The organism is Duganella guangzhouensis, from assembly GCF_009674535.1.
GTDB classification, from domain to species: domain Bacteria; phylum Pseudomonadota; class Gammaproteobacteria; order Burkholderiales; family Burkholderiaceae_D; genus Rugamonas; species Rugamonas guangzhouensis.
On sequence record NZ_WKJK01000001.1, the window covers coordinates 543,258 to 561,300 of the forward strand.

19 protein-coding genes and 1 tRNA gene are annotated in these 18,043 nt (G+C 61.9%); 19 read left to right on the plus strand and 1 reads right to left on the minus strand.

All coding sequences use genetic code 11. The features are described from left to right. The first annotated feature begins 5 nt into the window (after nucleotides 1-5). From GJ699_RS02485 to GJ699_RS02520, 8 genes are all read left to right on the plus strand, one after another. Nucleotides 6-2,651: a DNA methyltransferase gene (locus tag GJ699_RS02485; protein ID WP_154372746.1), complete on the plus strand. Its 2,646-nt coding sequence runs from the start codon at nucleotides 6-8 to the stop codon at nucleotides 2,649-2,651. Then, complete coding sequence (locus tag GJ699_RS02490) at nucleotides 2,648-3,622, plus strand: YdaU family protein (protein WP_154372747.1); 975 nt, start codon at nucleotides 2,648-2,650, stop codon at nucleotides 3,620-3,622. Before GJ699_RS02485 ends, GJ699_RS02490 begins: the two co-directional genes overlap by 4 nt. Then, on the plus strand, nucleotides 3,609-4,385 hold the full coding sequence (locus GJ699_RS02495) for an ATP-binding protein (protein ID WP_154372748.1): 777 nt from the start codon (nucleotides 3,609-3,611) through the stop codon (nucleotides 4,383-4,385). Before GJ699_RS02490 ends, GJ699_RS02495 begins: the two co-directional genes overlap by 14 nt. Next, a complete protein-coding gene (locus GJ699_RS02500) occupies nucleotides 4,382-4,807 on the plus strand; it encodes a hypothetical protein (protein WP_154372749.1) in 426 nt (141 codons plus the stop codon). Before GJ699_RS02495 ends, GJ699_RS02500 begins: the two co-directional genes overlap by 4 nt. Nucleotides 4,808-5,224: 417 nt before the next feature. Beyond that, complete coding sequence (locus GJ699_RS02505; RefSeq protein WP_154372750.1) at nucleotides 5,225-5,455, plus strand: hypothetical protein; 231 nt, start codon at nucleotides 5,225-5,227, stop codon at nucleotides 5,453-5,455. A 71-nt stretch (nucleotides 5,456-5,526) separates the two neighbouring features. Then, nucleotides 5,527-6,081 carry a hypothetical protein gene (locus GJ699_RS02510; protein ID WP_154372752.1) on the plus strand — a complete coding sequence of 185 codons (555 nt, stop codon included), beginning with the start codon at nucleotides 5,527-5,529 and terminating at the stop codon, nucleotides 6,079-6,081. Between the two features lie 407 nt (nucleotides 6,082-6,488). Next, the gene (locus GJ699_RS02515) at nucleotides 6,489-6,815 is read left to right on the plus strand and encodes a hypothetical protein (protein WP_154372754.1); all 327 of its coding nucleotides are present in this window, start codon (nucleotides 6,489-6,491) and stop codon (nucleotides 6,813-6,815) included. 193 nt (nucleotides 6,816-7,008) lie between these two features. Then, a tRNA-Gly gene (locus GJ699_RS02520) sits at nucleotides 7,009-7,082 on the plus strand. An 85-nt stretch (nucleotides 7,083-7,167) separates the two neighbouring features. On the opposite strand, the gene GJ699_RS02525 is transcribed toward GJ699_RS02520, so the two are convergent. Continuing rightward, the gene (locus tag GJ699_RS02525; RefSeq protein ID WP_195763440.1) at nucleotides 7,168-7,530 is read right to left on the minus strand and encodes a response regulator; all 363 of its coding nucleotides are present in this window, start codon (nucleotides 7,528-7,530) and stop codon (nucleotides 7,168-7,170) included. A gap of 338 nt (nucleotides 7,531-7,868) precedes the next feature. Here GJ699_RS02525 and GJ699_RS02530 point away from each other — a divergent pair, with 338 nt between their 5' ends. The 11 genes from GJ699_RS02530 (at nucleotide 7,869) to GJ699_RS02580 (ending at nucleotide 18,024) form a co-directional block, all read left to right on the plus strand. Further along, entirely contained in the window at nucleotides 7,869-8,114 is a 246-nt protein-coding gene (locus tag GJ699_RS02530; RefSeq protein WP_154372758.1) for a hypothetical protein, read from the plus strand. 2 nt (nucleotides 8,115-8,116) lie between these two features. Beyond that, nucleotides 8,117-8,761 carry a putative metallopeptidase gene (locus GJ699_RS02535; protein ID WP_229261900.1) on the plus strand — a complete coding sequence of 215 codons (645 nt, stop codon included), beginning with the start codon at nucleotides 8,117-8,119 and terminating at the stop codon, nucleotides 8,759-8,761. 30 nt (nucleotides 8,762-8,791) lie between these two features. Further along, entirely contained in the window at nucleotides 8,792-9,253 is a 462-nt protein-coding gene (locus tag GJ699_RS02540; RefSeq protein WP_154372760.1) for a DUF2280 domain-containing protein, read from the plus strand. Then, a complete protein-coding gene (locus GJ699_RS02545; protein WP_154372762.1) occupies nucleotides 9,237-10,520 on the plus strand; it encodes a terminase large subunit domain-containing protein in 1,284 nt (427 codons plus the stop codon). The genes GJ699_RS02540 and GJ699_RS02545 overlap by 17 nt, the downstream gene beginning before the upstream one ends. Before the next feature lie 11 nt (nucleotides 10,521-10,531). Further along, a complete protein-coding gene (locus GJ699_RS02550) occupies nucleotides 10,532-11,953 on the plus strand; it encodes a DUF4055 domain-containing protein (RefSeq protein ID WP_154372765.1) in 1,422 nt (473 codons plus the stop codon). A gap of 134 nt (nucleotides 11,954-12,087) precedes the next feature. Beyond that, nucleotides 12,088-12,891: a DUF6651 domain-containing protein gene (locus tag GJ699_RS02555; RefSeq protein WP_154372767.1), complete on the plus strand. Its 804-nt coding sequence runs from the start codon at nucleotides 12,088-12,090 to the stop codon at nucleotides 12,889-12,891. Nucleotides 12,892-13,032: 141 nt separating this feature from the next. After that, on the plus strand, nucleotides 13,033-14,388 hold the full coding sequence (locus tag GJ699_RS02560) for a P22 phage major capsid protein family protein (RefSeq protein WP_154372768.1): 1,356 nt from the start codon (nucleotides 13,033-13,035) through the stop codon (nucleotides 14,386-14,388). Between the two features lie 59 nt (nucleotides 14,389-14,447). Then, complete coding sequence (locus tag GJ699_RS02565; protein ID WP_154372770.1) at nucleotides 14,448-14,918, plus strand: HeH/LEM domain-containing protein; 471 nt, start codon at nucleotides 14,448-14,450, stop codon at nucleotides 14,916-14,918. A 66-nt stretch (nucleotides 14,919-14,984) separates the two neighbouring features. Further along, nucleotides 14,985-17,126, plus strand: coding sequence for a hypothetical protein (locus GJ699_RS02570; protein ID WP_154372772.1), 2,142 nt, complete (start codon nucleotides 14,985-14,987; stop codon nucleotides 17,124-17,126). Nucleotides 17,127-17,128: 2 nt separating this feature from the next. Next, a complete protein-coding gene (locus GJ699_RS02575; protein ID WP_154372774.1) occupies nucleotides 17,129-17,653 on the plus strand; it encodes a DnaT-like ssDNA-binding protein in 525 nt (174 codons plus the stop codon). After that, nucleotides 17,650-18,024 carry a hypothetical protein gene (locus GJ699_RS02580; protein WP_154372776.1) on the plus strand — a complete coding sequence of 125 codons (375 nt, stop codon included), beginning with the start codon at nucleotides 17,650-17,652 and terminating at the stop codon, nucleotides 18,022-18,024. Before GJ699_RS02575 ends, GJ699_RS02580 begins: the two co-directional genes overlap by 4 nt. The last annotated feature ends 19 nt before the right edge of the window (nucleotides 18,025-18,043 follow it).

Sequence of the window (18,043 nt, forward strand, 5' to 3'; positions counted from 1 at the left end):
AATCAATGAGCGCATTTAGCCCCGAAGAACAGAAACTGCTGGTACAGGCTGAATATGGCCAGTTCCTGCGCGAGAAGATCAAGTTGGCGCCGAAGAAGGGTTTCGACGTTCCACTGGAACAAATTAACCCACACCTGAAACCGCACACGCGCGACATCGTCCGGTGGGCGCTCGCCGGCGGCCAGCGCGCTATCTTCGCCAGCTTCGGATTACACAAAACCGCCACCAATCTGGAGGTGATGCGCCAGATCGGCATCCATCGACCTGGTGTGCGGCGTTTGATCATCATGCCACTGGGTGTGCGCCAAGAGTTTGCGCGCGAGGTGCGCCAGCGCTTCACTGGCGACCTGACGGTCGAGCTGAAGTTCATCAAGTCGAGCGCCGAGGTCGACCGTGATGACGTGATTTACGTGACGAACTACGAGCCGGTGCGCGATGGCAAGATCGATCCGACACTTTTTGATGCGGTCGCCCTTGACGAAGCTGCAATCCTGCGCAGCTACGGCAGCAAGACGTTTCAAGAGTTCCTGCCGATGTTCGCGCACGCGCAATTTCTCTTCGTCTACACGGCCACGCCGAGCCCGAACCGCCTGAAGGAGCTGATCCACTACGCCGGGTTCCTGGGCGTGATGGACACCGGCCAGGCGCTGACTCGTTTCTTCCAGCGCGACAGCGAGAAGGCCGGCAACCTGACGCTGTATCCGCATAAGGTGCATGAATTCTGGTTGTGGGTGGCCAGCTGGGCGCTGTACCTTCAGAAGCCGAGCGACCTTGGGCACTCGGATGACGGCTACGTTCTGCCGCCGCTGGACCTGCAGGTGCACGAGCTGGCCAGCAACTACGACGCCGCCGGCAACGAGAAAAGCGGGCAGGGGTTGTTGATCCCGAACGTGGCCATGAGCCTGTCGGCCGCCGCCGGCGAGAAGCGCGAGAGCCTGGACGACCGCGTCGCCAAGGTGGTCGACCTGCTGGCGCAGCGTCCGGCCGGCGCGCAGGCGATTGTGTGGTGTGACCTGAACGACGAGCAGCGCGCGCTGGAACGCGCTTTTGCCGCGGCAAATTGGAAAGTGTCGTCGCTGGACGGCAGCCAGGACCAGGACGTGCGCGAGCAACTGATGGACGACTGGCGCGAGCGCCGCACCGACATCTTCCTGTCGAAGCCGGTGATGTACGGCGCCGGCCCGAACCTGCAGCAGTGCCAGATGATGATTTTCGCCGGCATCGGCTTCAAATTTGCGGACTTCATCCAGGCCGTTCATCGGATATTTAGGTTTGGCCAGACCGGCACCTGCAGCGTGCACCTAATCCACACCGAAGTGGAGCGCGCGGTGCTGGCCACGCTGATGGAGAAGTGGCGCCTACACGATGACGCGGTGGCGCGCATGGGCGAGATTATCCGGGAATACGGGCTGGACCAGCTGCAGATGCAGGACTCGCTGGCGCGGACCATCGGCGTGCTGCGCCAGGTGGCCGTGGGCGAGCACTTCAGCGTGGCGAACAACGATTGCGTGCTGGAGGCGCTGGAGCAGCCGGATAACTCGGTGGGCATGATCCTGACGTCGATTCCTTTCGGCAACCAGTACGAATATTCAGCGAGCTACAACGACTTTGGCCACAGCCAGGACAATGACCACTTCTGGCGCCAGATGGACTTCCTGACGCCGCAGCTGCTGCGCATCCTTCAGCCCGGCCGGATCTACGCCTGCCACGTTAAGGACCGCATCCTGTTCGGCAACGTCACCGGCGCCGGCGTGCCGACCGTCAGCCCGTTCCACGCGGAAGCGATCTTCCACGCGCGCCGCCACGGCTTCGACTACATGGGCATGATCACGGTGGTGACCGACGTGGTGCGCGAGAACAATCAGACCTACCGCCTGGGCTACTCCGAGGTGTGCAAGGACGGCACGAAGATGGGCGTCGGCATGCCGGAATACGTCCTGCTGTTCCACAAGCCGCAGTCGGACCGCTCACGCGGCTACGCCGACGTGCCGGTGACCAAGGTCAAGCCGCTGTGCACGGATGCCACCACCGGCGCCGCCGTACCGTTCGACCGCAAGTTGGCGCCGATCCCAGGCACTGGCTACAGCGTGGCGCGCTGGCAGGTCGACGCGCACGCCTTCTGGCGCGCCAGCGGCGACCGGCTGCTGGGCGCGGCCGAGCTGGCCGCCTATGGCCCGGGCAAGCTGGCCAAGCTGTTCACCGAGCTGTCGCTGGCCAACGTCTACGACTACGAGTTGCACGTCGCCACCGGCGAGCAGATGCTGGTCAACAAGACGCTACCGGCCACGTTCATGAGCCTGGCGCCGGGCAGCACCGACCCGATGGTCTGGCACGACATCGTGCGCATGCGCACCCTGAACGGTGAGCAGTCTGCCCGCGCCGTCGAGAACCACGTTTGCCCATTCCAGATTGACATCGTTGACCGCCTGATCAACCGCTACACGAACCCGGGCGACGTGGTCTATGACCCGTTCCACGGCCTGGGCACAGTGGGCGTGCGCGCGGTGAAGCTCGGCCGCCGTGGCGCCGGATCGGAGCTCAACGCCGGCTACTTCCGCGACCAGGTGCACTACCTGCAGCTGGCCGAGCGTGAGGTGAGCATGCCTACGCTCTTCGATCTGGTGGCGCTGGACCAGGAGAATGAGAAGTGAATTACTTCGAGCACCACATCGGCGATTACGCCGAGGCGACAGCGCACCTGTCGTTCGTCGAGGATGCAGCATACAGCCGCTGCATCCGCAAGTACTACGCCAAGGAGAAGCCGCTGCCGGCCGACATGAAGGCAGTGCAGCGCCTGGTCGGAGCGCGCACCAAGGAGGAGAAGGATGCGGTGGAGACGGTGCTGGCCGAGTTCTTCGTGCTGGGCGAGGATGGCTGGCGCAATGCTCGCTGCGATGCTGATATTGCTGCGTTCTTGGCCGGCGAGCCGGAGCGCGAGGCGAAGAAGGCGAACGAAGAGACGCGCCTGAAGCGCCACCGCGAAGAGCGCGCGGCGCTGTTCCAGCAGCTGACGGCCGCCGGCCTTCACGCGGCCTGGAACACCACGATGAAGGAGCTGCGCAAGATGGTTGCCGGCCTACCTGCAACGGTTGCTGCAACGGCTGAGCCTGAAACGCCTGAAACGCAACCTGCAACGGCACCTGCAACGCCTGTTACGGCTACCCAGACACCAATACCCACTACCCATACACCAAGTATACATACTTCTTTGTCGGCGAATTCCGCCGACGAGCAGAAGGATGATCAGAAATGCAATGGTGCTGAGCAGGGCGAACCGGCTGCGCCGAAGTACACGCCCGAGGACGAGGCCTGCGCGCAATGGCTGTTCGACCGCATCAAAAAAACCAATCCCAACCACAAGCTTCCGAAGCTCGCGACCTGGGCGAACGACGTACGCCTGATGCGCGAGAGCGACAAACGCACGCACCGCGAGATCTGCGAGCTGTTCGGCTGGGCGCAAGACGACAGCTTCTGGCGCGCCAACATCCTGTCGCCGTCGAAGCTGCGAAGCAAGTGGGACCAACTCAACATCAAACGCGGCACGCCGCAGAAAGGGCAACAGCATGGAAACTTTGGGGCGCAGGATTACCGCAAGGGAGTTGGCGCAGATGGCTCGTTCTGAAGGCCGGCCGCGCTACTTCAGCGCGATCCTGGAGACTTGCCCGGAGCATGGCGAGTTCACATCGATGCTGGTGGCCGACCGCTGGTCCGATTGCATCGCGTGCGCCAATAAGGTCGAGATGAACGCGCTGGCGAGCCAAAACGACGCCTGGCGGCGCGAACTCGGTGCGCGGGCATGGGAGGCTCGTCTGGGCCGCGCGGCGATCCCAGAGCGCTTCTCAGACCGTCGGCTGTCGACGTACAAGCCGACCTGCCCGGAGGCCGAGCGCGCGCTGCAGGTGGCGCAGCGGTACGCCGACAACTTCGGCGCAGTGCGCAAGGCCGGCATGTGCCTGATTTTTTGCGGTGACATCGGTACCGGCAAAACCCACCTGTCGGTCGGTATCGCGCATGTGGTGCTGGAGCAGGGCGGCCAGGCGGTGTTTGCCTCGGTGCGCGGGGTGATTGCCTCGGTCAAGGAGACTTGGGAGCGCGGCGCGGCGAAGACAGAGGCCCAGGTTATACGCGAACTGGTTTCGCCGGACCTGCTGATCCTCGACGAGGTGGGCGTCCAGTTCGGCAGCGACACCGAAAAGCTGATCATGTTCGACATTATCAACGGCCGCTACGAGAGGCGGCTGCCGACGATCATCATCAGCAACTTGGCGCTCGGCGAGCTGGAGAAGTTCCTCGGCGCGCGCGCGGTCGACCGGCTGCGCGAGGGCGGCGGCAAGGTGGTGGTGTTCGACTGGGAATCGTATCGTGGACGAAGGGATGCAGCATGAGCAAGACGAAAAAACCACGCAAGCGCTACACGCCCAAGCCGGCCGTGCTGCCGTTCGGCATGCGCCGCCAGGTGCAGATGGAGATGCCCGGCTACCAGGCAATGATCGCGCTGGGCATGGACCACCTGCAAGAGCAGCACGTCTACGACCTGCTGTCGGCGGCGGACATGGTCAAGCGGACCGCGCCGGCCGGCCACGCCATCCTCGCGGTGGCGCAGAACATGGTGCTGGCGTGCGCCGATATCCAGCACCGCGCTCAGCGCATCGGCAAGATCGGCGCCAGCGGCGACGAGATGCGCGCGCTCAAGGCCGGGCTGCCGCAGGTGATGGACTTCCTGCGCACGGTGTCGAATGCGGACATATCGCGGGCCGCTGCCGCGGCTGTTCGCGAGTTCGACCGCAATGGGGTGTTGCGGGTATGAGCGAGGAGGGATTTAAGTGTTGTAGTCGCTGCGAAATTGAAAAATCGCGGTCAAGTTATTCTCGTTGCACCTCAGCTGCGGATGGTTTGAAGTCCGAATGTAAAGCGTGTGCGAGTGAGAGGACACGGCAGTGGCGGCTGAACCATCCCGGCTATCAGGATCGCTACTATCGCGAGAATAAGGCTCGGTTAAATGTGACGAAGAAGGTCGGAGAACTATCGCCGACGCAACTTGAAAAGCAGCGCGCCAAGGGGCGACAGGAGTACCGGAGTAGGCGTGACAGAGTCAGTAATTCGTACATCGCGAGTAGTTGGGGCGTGAGGGTGGCGGATGTTCCGCCCGAAATTTTCGAGCTGCAGCGAGTCATCGTAAAAATTCGTAGGCAAGTTAAATCACTAAAGAAAGGAGGATCATAAAATGACAACCATTACGGATATCCGCAATGACCTCATCAAAGTTTTTAACGGACTGAAGGATGGGACGATGGAAGCGAAGGAGGCGGTCGAAATTAACAACACCGCAGGCAAGATAATCTCATCGGCCAAGGTGCAACTGGCGTATGCCGCGCTGCGCGGGGAGCGGCCGGAGATCGATTTTCTGAAGTCGAGCACCACGCCGGCGCTGCCCGGCGCCGGCACATCCGACTAAGTTAGTCAGCAGCCCTTTGCAAGCGCGAAGGGCTGTGTTAACGTCCAGCCACACACCAAGGAGCGCACCACATGGGCTTTGCTGACCGATACCTTCACTCCGTTAATTCGAGCAATCTGCTGGACGATGAGCACCATCATGCGACCGATGCGCTGTGCGCGGCGGCGGTGGCGGACACGGCCGGCGCTGGCTTCGGTGCGCTGCTGTCGCGCGTGAAGTACGCCGACGGCACGCAGCACAAGATGTTCGAATCGGGCAGCGCCAACCTGGCCGGCCTGCTTCGCATCTGGACTGCGCGCGTGATCGAAAAGGGCCGTGAACGGAAGTGGGTGAAGATCGGCAATGCCTGGGATGGCCAGGCGGCCGAGGCGCTGTATCGCCGCGTCGCGGAGCGTTCGCTTGCGCACTGGTTGGATGGAAAATGTCCAACGTGCGCCGGCACCGGCAACAAGGATCGCCGCATCTGCACTCCCTGCAAAGGAACCGGGCGCGGCGAAGTCGGCGGCCAAGGCTTTGAGCGTGAGCGCGTGTTGGACATGGTGTCGGAGCTGGAGGGATTGCTCCAAGCGCACAACGCGCGCGCTGCCGGTATGCTGCGTGGCGCGTGGCATACACATTTGAGTTGACAGGCGCTCGAAGAGTACGTTAACGTCGGGCCCTACACACTCACTGCGTGTCGTAATGCAGGCTTCGAGCCTCACCGCTAGCAGTGATTCGAGGATAGCACCAAAATCGTTTGATGCTTTCGCTCGCGTGTACAAACCGCTCACTTCGCAGATAGCGCTGGAGCAAAAACCGAACCGCCCTCGTGGCGGTTTTTCTTTTTCCGCGCCTGATTCGCGAGGCTGCCATGCAAACCACACTCACCGTCGCCGAGGTTCACGCCAGGATTCGCTGGGTGCGCATATGCATGGCGTTGCTCGCGTTACAGGATGGCATGGCGGCGGCGCGCGACGCTGCTGCGACGCTGCTGCGACGTTGCCGCGCAAGCCAGCTCGCTGGTAACCCAGCACCAACGATCAAAGGATTTCACATGATCACTCCGACCGTAGGCCGCAAGGTCTGGTACCGTCCGAGCCGCTCCGATCTGACTGGCCCGCTGCCGATGGCGATGCAGGGCAATCCCGACTACAACCCGCAGCCGCTGGATGCAACGGTGCTGGCGGTGCACGGCGACCGCCTGGTCAACGTGCTGGTGCTGGATGTGTACGGCAAGCCGTTCACCAAGACCTCCGTCACCCTGATCCAGGAGGGTGATGCAACGCCGAAGACGGTCGATGGCGCCGAAGCATATGGCTACGTCGAATGGATGCCGTACCAGGCGGCGCAGGCGAAGAAGCACGCCACCACCGCCGAGTAACCAAGCAGCACGAGGATCGCCAGGCCCATGTGGGCTGAACGGCGAAAACTGGCGGTCCTCACCACCCCTTGCAAGAGGGGCCACACACCAGCGACGGCACCGCGCCGCCACGCTGCTGTGTGGTTGCAGCACCTGCGGTAATCCCGAGGCCACGGCAGAGGATGAGAACGCAGGGCTGTGAAACGCTATACACGCGGGCGTAGCTCAATGGCAGAGCTGCCGCCTTCCAAGCAGATGACGAGGGTTCGATTCCCTTCGCCCGCTCCAGCTTCTCCCGATCGTCGCCAGATGATCCTTCGCCGCCGCGCGCATGGTGCGCCGCCGGCTTTTTATTCGCACATCGCGGCAGCAGTTATGCGCCACAACGCTCCAGCGCAGCAAGGATCACATCAAGGTGGGCCGGCTTGAGCAGATAGGCATCGAAGTTTGCTTCCGCAGCGAGTGGGTGCGCGGGGTCGAATGGCATTCCCGAAAGCGCCACGATGCTGACGCGGCGGCGAAAGGCGAGAAGTCGCCTAATTCGACTGGCGAGGGCGTAGCCGTCGAGGTCCGGTAGCAAGATGTCCAGAACAATTCCGTCGTATTCGTGCTTGGTTACCAGATTGAGCGCGTCATAGGCGGTTCTTGCGAGATGCACTTCGTGGCCGAGCAGTCCGAAGAACTCTTTGTACAGCTCAACGGCATCCGCATCATCGTCTATCAAGAGGATGAGCATGTGGTTCCTTTTAGGTAAGAAGTGAAATATTAACATCCCGCCAGCTTTTTAATAGTGGGTTCGAGGTGCTCAAATGTCACTGCTCGCCATCATGATGATCCTGTACGGCGTCGACCAGATGTCGCCGGTGCCATCCGCGCCGCGCAAACCGAACACGGCCTGCAACTGGCCATACTCCTGACGCGTGCTGACCGTCCAAAGCGCACAGCGGGCGGGCTACGAAAAGCGGCGCAGATCACCGACGAAGACGAGGCCAAGAGGTGTTTCCGGCTGCTGGGCAATGTAGTACGCCCAGTAGTCCCTGCTTGGCGCGGGCGGTGACACCTTGAAAGAGCAACATGAACAAGATCCAGCACCCATCGAACAATGCCGTGCTCGGCGCGCCGGAGGGCTGGAACCAGGCCGAACTGCCGTGCGAGGCACTGGCCATTACGCGCAGCGAGTACGCCGGCATGCCGGTGGTGAAGTCCTACTGGCGCCCGAGCGCCGAAGAGCTGGCCATCCTGAACGCTGGCGGCAGCGTCGAGCTGGCGGTGCTGGGCCACACGATGCCGCCGGTGATGGTGTCGGTCGACCCGCTGTAGCCATGGCGAAGAAGCCCGCCGCACCAGGCGCCGGCCGCCCGATGCCGCCGGCCATCTACGCCGACCCTCTGAATTCCCGCTACACCCCAGCGCCCGAGGTGCTGAAGTGGGCGAGGGCGGAGATCCTGACCGGCGGCGGCCAACTGTTCAACGAAGACCACGCTCACCTGGAATACTGCGACGTTCAGTTCCTATGGGCGCCCGGCAGCTTCCAGAAGCAGGGCCGCACGGTCATCGGCCAGTGCGAAGAGATGCTGTTTCGCTGCGGGCCGTGGCAAAAAGGCCGCCAGCAACAGCAGATGGCCGACTGGTTCGGCGCGGTGCCGGATTACCTGATCACGCTGGACGCCAGCTACTGCCTGACCTGCACCGATGCCGAGTTCTGCGCGCTGGTCGAGCACGAGCTTTACCACATCGGGCAGGAGATGGACGCATTCGGCAGCCCGGCTTTCGACAAGTACGGCATGCCGAAGCTGACGATCCGAGGTCACGATATCGAAGAGTTCGTCGGCGTGGTCCGGCGCTACGGCATCGGCCACCCCGACGGCGCTCTGGCTCAACTGGTCGCAGCTGCAAACGCCACCCCGGAGGTGGCAAAGATCAATATAGCGAGGGCTTGCGGCACCTGCTTGCTGAAGGCTGCGTAAGCTTTACGCACGCTTTACCGGAAGGCAACTATGGCCGCACTCAAAGACGAGGTGAAGCAGTTCATCGTCCAAGCGCTGGCCTGTTACGACACGCCGACGCAGGTGGCGAAGGCAGTAAAAGAGGAATTCGGGCTAGATGTGCTCCGCCAGCAGGTGGCTTGCTACGACCCAAACTGCTACGTCGGCCGCAATCTCAGCGAGAAGTGGCGCACTGTGTTCAACGACACTCGCGCCAAGTTCCGCGACGAGGTTGCGGAGATTCCGATTGCCAGCCGTGCATTCCGCCTCCGCGCATTGGGCCGGATGGCGCAGCAGGCTGAGGGCATGCGCAACATCGCGCTGGCCGTCCAGGTGATCGAACAGGCTGCCAAGGAGGTTGGCGACATCTACGTCAACAAGAACAAGGCTGAGCAGAACGATCAGCCGCCCACGCCGGTGCAAATCACGATCGGCGTGAAGGACGCGGCGAAGCACGATGACACCGAATCTTGAACTGAACGTACCGCAGGCGAATTTCCTCAACCTGCCGCACAAGTTCAAGGCCTATGTCGCTGGCTTTGGTTCGGGGAAGACCTTCGTCGGTTGTGTGGGCATCTGCATGCATTTCTGGCAGTGGCCCGGCATAAACCAAGGCTACTTCGCGCCGACCTACCCGCAGATCCGCGACATCTTCTATCCGACGATGGAAGAGGTGGCCTATGCGATGGGCCTGAAAATCAAGGTCAAGCAGGGTGACCACGAGGTCGAGGTCTACCAGGGCCGGCTTTACCGTGGTACGGTGATCTGCCGGTCAATGGAGAAGCCCGAGACCATCGTCGGCTTCAAGATCGGCCACGCGCTGATCGACGAGCTCGACGTGATGCCGATGCTCAAGGCGCAGACTGCGTGGCGTAAGATCATTGCGCGGATGCGCTACAACGTACCTGGGCTGCTGAACGGCATCGATGTGACGACCACGCCCGAGGGCTTCAAGTTCGTCTACCAGCAGTTCGTGAAGGCGGTGCGCGACAAGCCAGAACTGGCGGCGCTGTACGGCTTGATTCAGGCCAGCACGTTCGACAACGAGTTGAACCTGCCGGCAGACTACATTCCGTCGCTACTGGCCAGCTATCCGCCGGCGCTGATCGATGCCTACTTGCGCGGCAAGTTCACCAACCTGACCAGCGGCAGCGTCTACCCAGACTTCGACCGCGTGCAGAATCGCACAACGCAGATCATTCTGCCGGGCGAACCGCTGCAGGTGGGGCTCGACTTCAACGTGCAGAACATGACCGCATGCATCAACGTCGTGCGCGACGGCCTGCCGCTGACGCTGGCTGAGCGCGTGAAGGTCCGCGACACGCCGGCCATGGCCCGAATCCTGAAGGAGGATTTCGCGGACAAAGGTCACCAGATCAAGATTTACCCGGATGCCTCTGGTGCCAACACCACGAGCAAGAACGCGAGCGAGTCGGATCTTTCGATCCTACGTTCAGCGCGCTTCCAGATCGACGTGAATCCGGCTAACCCTGCCGTGAAGGACCGGGTCAACGCCTACAACGCGATGATCCTGAACGCCGACGGCGAGCGCCGCTGGAAGATTAACACCGACCTGTGCCCGACGACGACCGAGGCGCTGGAGCAGCAGGTCTGGGGGCTCGATGGTCAGCCGGATAAGAAGACCGGCCACGATCACCCGAACGACGCGAACGGCTACTTCATTGTGAAGAGGTACCCGATCGTCAAACGCACCGCCCAGTCGGGCGAGCTCAGAATTTAAGCAAGGAATCTATGTCCAAGGTCAACGACAAATCTGCTGCCGTCGAGGCCATGGAGGAAGACTGGGCCAAGATGGACGCCCTGATCGGCGGCACCAAGGCCATGCGCGCGGCGGGGGAGAAGTACCTGCCGCGCTTCCCTGCCGAGAGCAAGGATGCCTATGATTTCCGGGTGAAGACCAGTACGCTGTACAACGCGACCGGTCGGACCGTCGAGAACATGGCGGCCAAGCCATTCGCCGAAGCGACGACCGTGCGCGACATCGACGGCGATTCCGAGAAGTGGCTGGAGAACATCGACCTGTGCGGCAACAACGTGACCGTGTTCGCGCACAAGCTGTTCCTCGCTGGGCTCGGCTACGGCCTGGCCCACGTGCTGGTCGACATGCCGTCGACGGTGGATGACGACGGCAAGCAGCTGTACCCGACCAAGGCAGCAGAGCAGTCCGCCGGAGTGCGGCCGTACCTGGTGCTGATCAGTCCGAAGCAGATTCTTGGCTGGCGCAGCGCGCGCGGTCCAGATGGTCAGGAAGCGCTGAGCATGCTGCGCTTCATGGAATCGGTGGACGAAGATGATGGCGAATTTGGCACCAAGACGATTCCGCAGATCCGTGTGCTGACGCCGTCGACCTGGGCGACCTACCGCAAGGCTGAGAAGCCCGCCGCCGGCCAGGCCACGGAAGACTGGGTGCCGCATAAGCAAGGTCCGGTCTCTCTGGGCAAGGTGCCGCTGGTGACCTTCTACACGAAGCGCACCGGGTTCATGACTGCGACACCGCCGCTGATCGACATGGCCGACTTGAACATCAAGCACTGGCAGTCGTCCAGCGATCAAGACTCGATCTTGCACACCGCCCGCGTGCCGCTGCTGGCCATCTCGGGCTTGCAAGATGACGACAATATCGAGATCGGACCGAAAGCCTTTCTCCGCCTCCCTGTTGGCGGCGAGGCGAAGTATGTTGAGCACACAGGCGCCGCGATCGAGGCCGGGCGCATGTCGCTGCAGGATCTGGAAAACCAGATGCGCGCCATGGGCGCCGAGCTGCTGGCCGAGACGCAAGTCGCCACCACCGCAACCCAAAACAACATCGAGGACAGCGAAGCCAAGTCGCAGTTGAAACTGATGGTGGAGGGCGAGGAGGACGCGCTCGACAATGCAATCACCCTGATGCACGAATGGGTGGGGCGCGAGTTCAGCGGCAAAACCGACATCTTCAAGGACTTCAGCTCCGACGCGGTACTGGTGACCGCCGGCCCGTTCGTAGCAGCACTGATCGACCTGGTCGAGACCGGCATGCTATCGAAGGAGGATGCCTTCAACGAGATGCGCCGATACGGTATCGTGAATCCCGACCTGGTCTGGAAGGATGTCAAGGCGCGCATTGCCGCCGATCCGCCGGCGCCACCGAAGGCGCCAGACGTTGTCGTGCCGTAGTAGCGCCAAATCATTCGGATTTACTCAAGGCCGCCCGGGCAACCTGGCGGCCTTTTCTTTTGCCGCAAGCGGATGCGACGCGGCGCACCGGCCGGAAGGCCATCGATAGGGCGGATGCCCGGAAAGACTGAACCATGCCATATAAATTCAATGCCGACGGCACCATTGCGATGGACGCCGAGCGAAAACTGCCGATCTTCATCCACCCGAACGGGACCGAGGCACCATTCGATGCTGATAGTACCGTCGATACCATTGGCCGCCTGAACGGTGAGGCCAAGGCACACCGCATCGCCAAAGAAGCCGCCGAAGCTGCGCTGAAGCCGTTCAAGGATGCGGGCATCGAAGATCCAGTCGCAGCAGCTGAGGCAGTGAGGCTGGCGAAGAACATCAAGGAAGGCGACTTGGTCACTGCCGGCAAGGTGCAGGAGATCAAGGACGCTGCTACGCGTACCGCAAATGAAGCTGTCGCCAACGCTACCCGCCAGGCGGAAGAAAAGCAACGCGCGCTGACCGAACAAAACGAAAAGCTGACGGAGAACCTGAACAACCACATCATCGGCGGCGCTTTCACCGGATCGAAGTTCATCGCTGACAAGTTGGCCATTCCAGCCGACATCGCGCAAAAATTCTTCGGTGACCGCTTCAAGGTGGATGACGGCAAGCTGGTGCCGCTGGGCGCCGATGGCAACCCCATCTTCTCGGCCACGAATCACGGCAACCACGCCGACTTCGAAGAAGCCATCCAAGTGATGGTCGGCCAATACTCGAACAAGGACATGATCCTGAAGGGCACTGGTGGCTCGGGCAGCGGCGCACCTGGCGGTAGCGGCGGCGCTCCCGGCGGGAAGAAAACGATCACCCGGGCCACCTTCGACTCCATGAACCCGCAAGAGCGCAATTCCGCGATGAAGGAAGGTGCGACCATCACCGATTAACACCGCTTCCGGCGCGCTTCGACGCGCGCCACGCTTCACCCGCAACACCTCTGCCGGCGCCTGGATGGGCAAGTCGGTGCTTTGGGCTGGATGGCCTGTCTGTTCTGAAACCCCAAAACACATACCTGAAAGGCAATATCCATGAAGATGATTATCTTCGCGCTGGCGGCCATTGTCGCCCTGGCGCTGGCGCCAGCTTTCCAGCTGTTCGCCGACCTGACTGGCCACGGCCACGAAGTCGCACGTAAAACCGAGCTGTACGGCAAGGCGTTTGCCGAAATCGCCGGCGCATACCTGCGCAACCACATGGCCAACACCGGCCTGATGCTGGGCGCGAACACGCTGACCGGCCTGATCCCGACGATGTTCCAGGCGCTGGACACCGTATCCCGCGAAGCCGTCGGCTTCATCCCGGCGGTTGCGCGCAACTCCAGCGGCGAGCGTGCCGCGCTGGGGCAGGTGATCACCATCCCCGTCACCCCTCAGGGCTCGCTGGTCGACATCGTCCCTGGTGTGACTCCGGGCAATGGTGGCGATCAAACCATCGTGCCGAACACCATGACCATCTCGAAGTCGAAAGCCTACGAGGTGAAATGGGCCGGCGAGGAGCAGCGCAGCCAGATCAACGCAGGCACCTTCAACACCACGCTGCTGGATCAGTTCACCCAGGGCTTCCGCACGCTGGCTAACGCTGTCGAGGCTGACCTGGCCGCACTGGCTATCGGCGCATCGCGCGCCTATGGCACCGCCGGCACCACCCCGTTCGGCACCGCCAACGATCTGTCGGACTTCGCCCAGTCGCGCAAGATCCTGATCGACAACGGCGCGCCGCAGACCGACCTGCAGATGGTGATGAACACCGCTGCGGCTGCGAACATGCGCGGCAAACAGGCTGGCCTGTTCAAAGTGAATGAAGCCGGCTCCGAAATCCTGCTGCGCACTGGCTCGATCGCGCTGCCTGTGGATGGCTTCTACCCGCACGAATCGGGTCAGATCAAGACCTTCACCAAGGGCACCGGCTCGGCGTACACCACCAACACCGCCGGCTACGCTGCTGGCGCAACGGTCATCAACCTGATCACCGGTACCGGCACCGTGCTGGCGGGCGACGTTGTCACCTTCGCTGGCGATGCCAACAAGTACGTGGTTGCCGTGGGCATCACCGGCCCGGGCGCGATCACCTTGCAGGCTCCCGGTCTGCAACAGGCGATTCCAGCATCGGCAACCGCCCTGACCATCGGCGCCAGCTACACCGGCAACCTGGCGTTCAACCGCAATGCGATCCAGCTGATCACCCGCGCGCCGGCAATGCCGGTTGGTCCTGACGGCAAGCCGATGGACATGGCTGACGACGTGATCGAACTGGTCGATCCGCTGTCCGGCCTGGTCTACCAGGTGGCGATGTACAAAATGTACCGCCAGATCAAGTACGAGATTGGCTTGGCCTGGGGTGTCAAAGCTGCCAAAAACGAGCACATCGCGCTGCTGCTGGGCTAATTCGCCGCTTGTCGGCCTGATAGAGGAGGGCTTCGGCCCTCCCTTTTCTGGAGTTTCGAATGCAAATCGATACCATCAAAATCAAAGCCCCGATCAGCGCGGACAACTCGCTGGGCTATGTCGTGATCAACAAATCCGACTTCGATCCCAGTCAGCACGAGCTACTGGACGGCGAAACTCTGGGCGACGATACGAACACCACCAACTCGGACGTCCCGACGTTGGCTGAGCTGATCGTCGCCCAGAGCCAACTGGCGTCCCGCAAGGACGAACTGGACGACCGCGAATTGCAGTTGAACCAGCGCGCCAGTGCGCTGGACGAGCGTGAGCAGGCGCTGGTCGACCGCGAGGCTGCAAACGCTGCCGAAGCGCAGCGCCTCGCTGATCTGGCCGCTGCCAGCACCACTGGCGCCGACATCTCGTCGATGACCAAGGCCCAGCTGCAGGCGGCGCTGACCGCCAAGGGCGTCAGCTACTCGTCGACTGCCGACAAGGCTGAACTGGTTGCGCTGCTGACCGCTGCTCAGTAATCGCAACACGCTTCATCTCCAGCCCGCCGCGCGCGGGCATTTTCTATTCCGCTGCCGAGATAGCCCATGTCCCAAACCACCACGATCAACGCCGGCGAGCTCGGCAAGACCATCACCTTGCAAGAAGGTAAGGCGCTAACCATCACGGGTTCGGCCGGCGCCGCCGGCATGGCGTATCTGCTGGACCCTGCACTCGGTGGCACGAACTCCAGCAAGTCGTGGGTGATCGGCACTGGTCCGCTGCCGCCGATCGGCTCGTTTAATGGCGCGCAGAAGGTGCTTGTGACCTGCACCGTAGGCAGTATTGATGCGGTTGTGGGGGATGCAGTGCTGGTGATGCCGCAGCTCGACACTGCTGGAGGTGCCCTGATAGACACTATTGGCAACCGGCGCACGCTTGGTGAGGCATACTCGCCGCAGAGCAAACGCCTGCCGATGTTTTATGTGCGCACCCGAAAGGAGTTGAAAAGCGCGACTTTCACACATACCAACACCCCTACAGCGGCGCCAACTGAGATCTACATCGACTTCAACCGGGGCCTAGATACCAACCCTGGTACCCGCTACTCGCCGAAGAAGAACCCATCATCAATCAGCGGGCAAAGCATCGGCGGCAATTCTCTTATCCTTTTTGCCACTGACTCGTTGTGGGACATCGTGGCTACCTCCGCTGCATCCAACATCATTGATGTGCAAAACATGAAAGGCACTTCGGGAAACCGCCTATATATCGGCGCGTATGACCCTGCTGGCCATACTGGACTGAAGCCAACTTTCACTTATGGCTACGAGCCAGCCGCAGGAGATTGGGTTTGGAGCGCCACCTACAATGCATGGGAATTGACCATTGCAACAGCATCGCCACAGCAAGATATGGCGTGCTTCTTCGGCACTGCGAAAATCGCTGGCACCAATGCGTGGCAGGGTAACCATCCACCGCTGTTCGGAGATTTGCAATACGGCTTCATCACAGGGTCTCCTGGCAAGTTGTACGTTTGGGCACCGAGCACGCAGAACCCTACTTCCTATTACGGGAAGGTCCGCACCTGCCCGAATACGCGCGGTCTGTTTCATAACGTATGGCAGGGCCTGCAATACACGACTATCGAGAATCTGCACTTCCAGGATATGGCCGCCGGCATCTCCAATAACGTCAGCTCAGGTGCTGGCGCGCACGTTGGCCTGGATGTGCGTAACTGCGAGGTGGACCGTGGTCAGCTTTTGGGCTGGTTCAGCGGATCGGCCGGCGCGCACTCCTTTACGGCTAGCAACAATATCGGGCGTGACTGCGGTTCGTCGCTAATCAAGGCGTCGCAAAACTCCAACGGCGGCACCCACACGTACGATATGTCGTACAACAAGATTTACGGTTGCAACAAGCAGCAGTCGGCGCATGGCGGCTTCTACTTCCAACTGGTATCTGCCGCGCTGGGTGACGGACGCATCCACCACAACTACATCCGCGATGCGTGGAACGGCACAGGCACCGAGCTGAACAACTCGGCGCAGGGCGCCGGCTCGGGCTACGGCTCACCGTTCGACGGCTGCGGGGTTTATTTCGACGTCACGTCGGACAAATGTGTAGCCTACGCCAATATCGTGGAGCACTCGCACGTTGGCCTTCAAGCGAACAGCGCCAAGCAGATGCAGTTCCTGTCGAACATCACAATCGACTGCAACGTGCACTGCACGGTGACCGACGACGGCACTGGCGGCAACGATGTGGTGGTGGCGCACGGCACGTACATCAACAACCTGGTGGACACCAACCAGCTCAAGCGCGGCACAACCTCCGATCCCCGTCGCGGCATTTCGGTGTGGTTCAAACCGGCAACCGCTGGCAGCGTGCGGGTGTTCAACAACGCGCTGCACCGCACCGCTAGTGTGGCGGGTCAGCCCGCTATCCGCATCGAGGCGGACTCGCCGACGAAATACTGCGCTGGCAATGCAATTTCCGGCTGGAGCGACGCAGCCAAGGTTCAAGAGATCTCACTCACCGGCACCAACCCGACGCTAGACCTGACCGCTACGGCCGCTGTGCTGACCTCGGGCGGCGCCACTTGGTTCGACGGGGCCACCGCCGTGCCAATCGCGGGTGGCCCGCTGGTGAATGCCGGCGTGCGGCACATTGATGGCCTGTACGACGTGACTGGAACCGCGTACGAGCGTCTACCGACTATTGGTGCCGTCGAGTACACGGCGAGCTGATCGTGGGCCTCATCACTGAAACTGGCGCCGGCCTTCCGAACGCCGAGAGCTACATTAGCGTGGCCGACGCCACCGCATACCACGCCGGCCTGGGCAATGCCGCCTGGGCGGCGCTGGCCAGCGACACCCTGCGCGAGCAGGCGCTGCGCAAGGCGACGCTCTACATGCTCCAGACCTATCGGTCGCGCTGGAAGGGCGTGCGCACCACCAGCACGCAAGCGCTCGACTGGCCGCGTTATGACGTCGAGGTGCCGGACGTCGGCTATGGCCGATTCGTGTCGATCTTGGCTTCGAACGTGGTGCCGGCAGAAGTGCGCAATGCGTGCGCCGAGCTGGCGTTGCGCGTGGCGAGCGGTGTTGACCTGTCGCCCGATCTCGAGCGGACCATCAGCCGCGAGACCGTCGGCCCCATTACCACCGAATATGAGGGCGGTGCGGCAGAATCGCCTCGCTTCAAGGCGGTTGACCGCATGCTGGCGCCGTACCTGTGTGGATCGAGTAATTCGGGAAGGCTGGTGCGCGGATGAGCAAATACCCGGCGGTGCAGATTGAAGGCTGCGCAGTGCACGAGAACACCTTTAGCCAGGATGGCAAGGTCTGGAACGTTACCAATCTGATCGCCCGCGCGAAGGACTTGGAACCATTCGATCTTCCGCTGGCCGCGATCTACCTCGGCACCGAGGTGTGGGGCGCAACTGGCACTCCGTATGGCATGGCTTTTCACATGCGCCGGGCGCTGGACGTTGACACAAGCTACCCGGTGATCATGTCCGAGGAAGGCTTCATCATGGACGGATGGCACCGCGTGCTGCGTGCGCTGATCGACGGCAACGCCACGATTAAGGCCGTGCGGTTCGCGAAAACGCCGCCGCACGACTATCTGGAGCCGAAAACGTGAACTATGCGGAGGCGTGAGT

Coding starts and splice junctions, on each gene's coding strand:
- GJ699_RS02485 (WP_154372746.1), top strand. CDS start 6: ATGAGCGCATTTAGCCCCGAAGAACAGAAACTGCTGGTACAGGCTGAA.
- GJ699_RS02495 (WP_154372748.1), top strand. CDS start 3,609: ATGGCTCGTTCTGAAGGCCGGCCGCGCTACTTCAGCGCGATCCTGGAG.
- GJ699_RS02500 (WP_154372749.1), top strand. CDS start 4,382: ATGAGCAAGACGAAAAAACCACGCAAGCGCTACACGCCCAAGCCGGCC.
- GJ699_RS02505 (WP_154372750.1), top strand. CDS start 5,225: ATGACAACCATTACGGATATCCGCAATGACCTCATCAAAGTTTTTAAC.
- GJ699_RS02510 (WP_154372752.1), top strand. CDS start 5,527: ATGGGCTTTGCTGACCGATACCTTCACTCCGTTAATTCGAGCAATCTG.
- GJ699_RS02515 (WP_154372754.1), top strand. CDS start 6,489: ATGATCACTCCGACCGTAGGCCGCAAGGTCTGGTACCGTCCGAGCCGC.
- GJ699_RS02525 (WP_195763440.1), bottom strand. CDS start 7,530: ATGCTCATCCTCTTGATAGACGATGATGCGGATGCCGTTGAGCTGTAC.
- GJ699_RS02530 (WP_154372758.1), top strand. CDS start 7,869: ATGAACAAGATCCAGCACCCATCGAACAATGCCGTGCTCGGCGCGCCG.
- GJ699_RS02535 (WP_229261900.1), top strand. CDS start 8,117: ATGGCGAAGAAGCCCGCCGCACCAGGCGCCGGCCGCCCGATGCCGCCG.
- GJ699_RS02540 (WP_154372760.1), top strand. CDS start 8,792: ATGGCCGCACTCAAAGACGAGGTGAAGCAGTTCATCGTCCAAGCGCTG.
- GJ699_RS02545 (WP_154372762.1), top strand. CDS start 9,237: ATGACACCGAATCTTGAACTGAACGTACCGCAGGCGAATTTCCTCAAC.
- GJ699_RS02550 (WP_154372765.1), top strand. CDS start 10,532: ATGTCCAAGGTCAACGACAAATCTGCTGCCGTCGAGGCCATGGAGGAA.
- GJ699_RS02555 (WP_154372767.1), top strand. CDS start 12,088: ATGCCATATAAATTCAATGCCGACGGCACCATTGCGATGGACGCCGAG.
- GJ699_RS02560 (WP_154372768.1), top strand. CDS start 13,033: ATGAAGATGATTATCTTCGCGCTGGCGGCCATTGTCGCCCTGGCGCTG.
- GJ699_RS02565 (WP_154372770.1), top strand. CDS start 14,448: ATGCAAATCGATACCATCAAAATCAAAGCCCCGATCAGCGCGGACAAC.
- GJ699_RS02570 (WP_154372772.1), top strand. CDS start 14,985: ATGTCCCAAACCACCACGATCAACGCCGGCGAGCTCGGCAAGACCATC.
- GJ699_RS02580 (WP_154372776.1), top strand. CDS start 17,650: ATGAGCAAATACCCGGCGGTGCAGATTGAAGGCTGCGCAGTGCACGAG.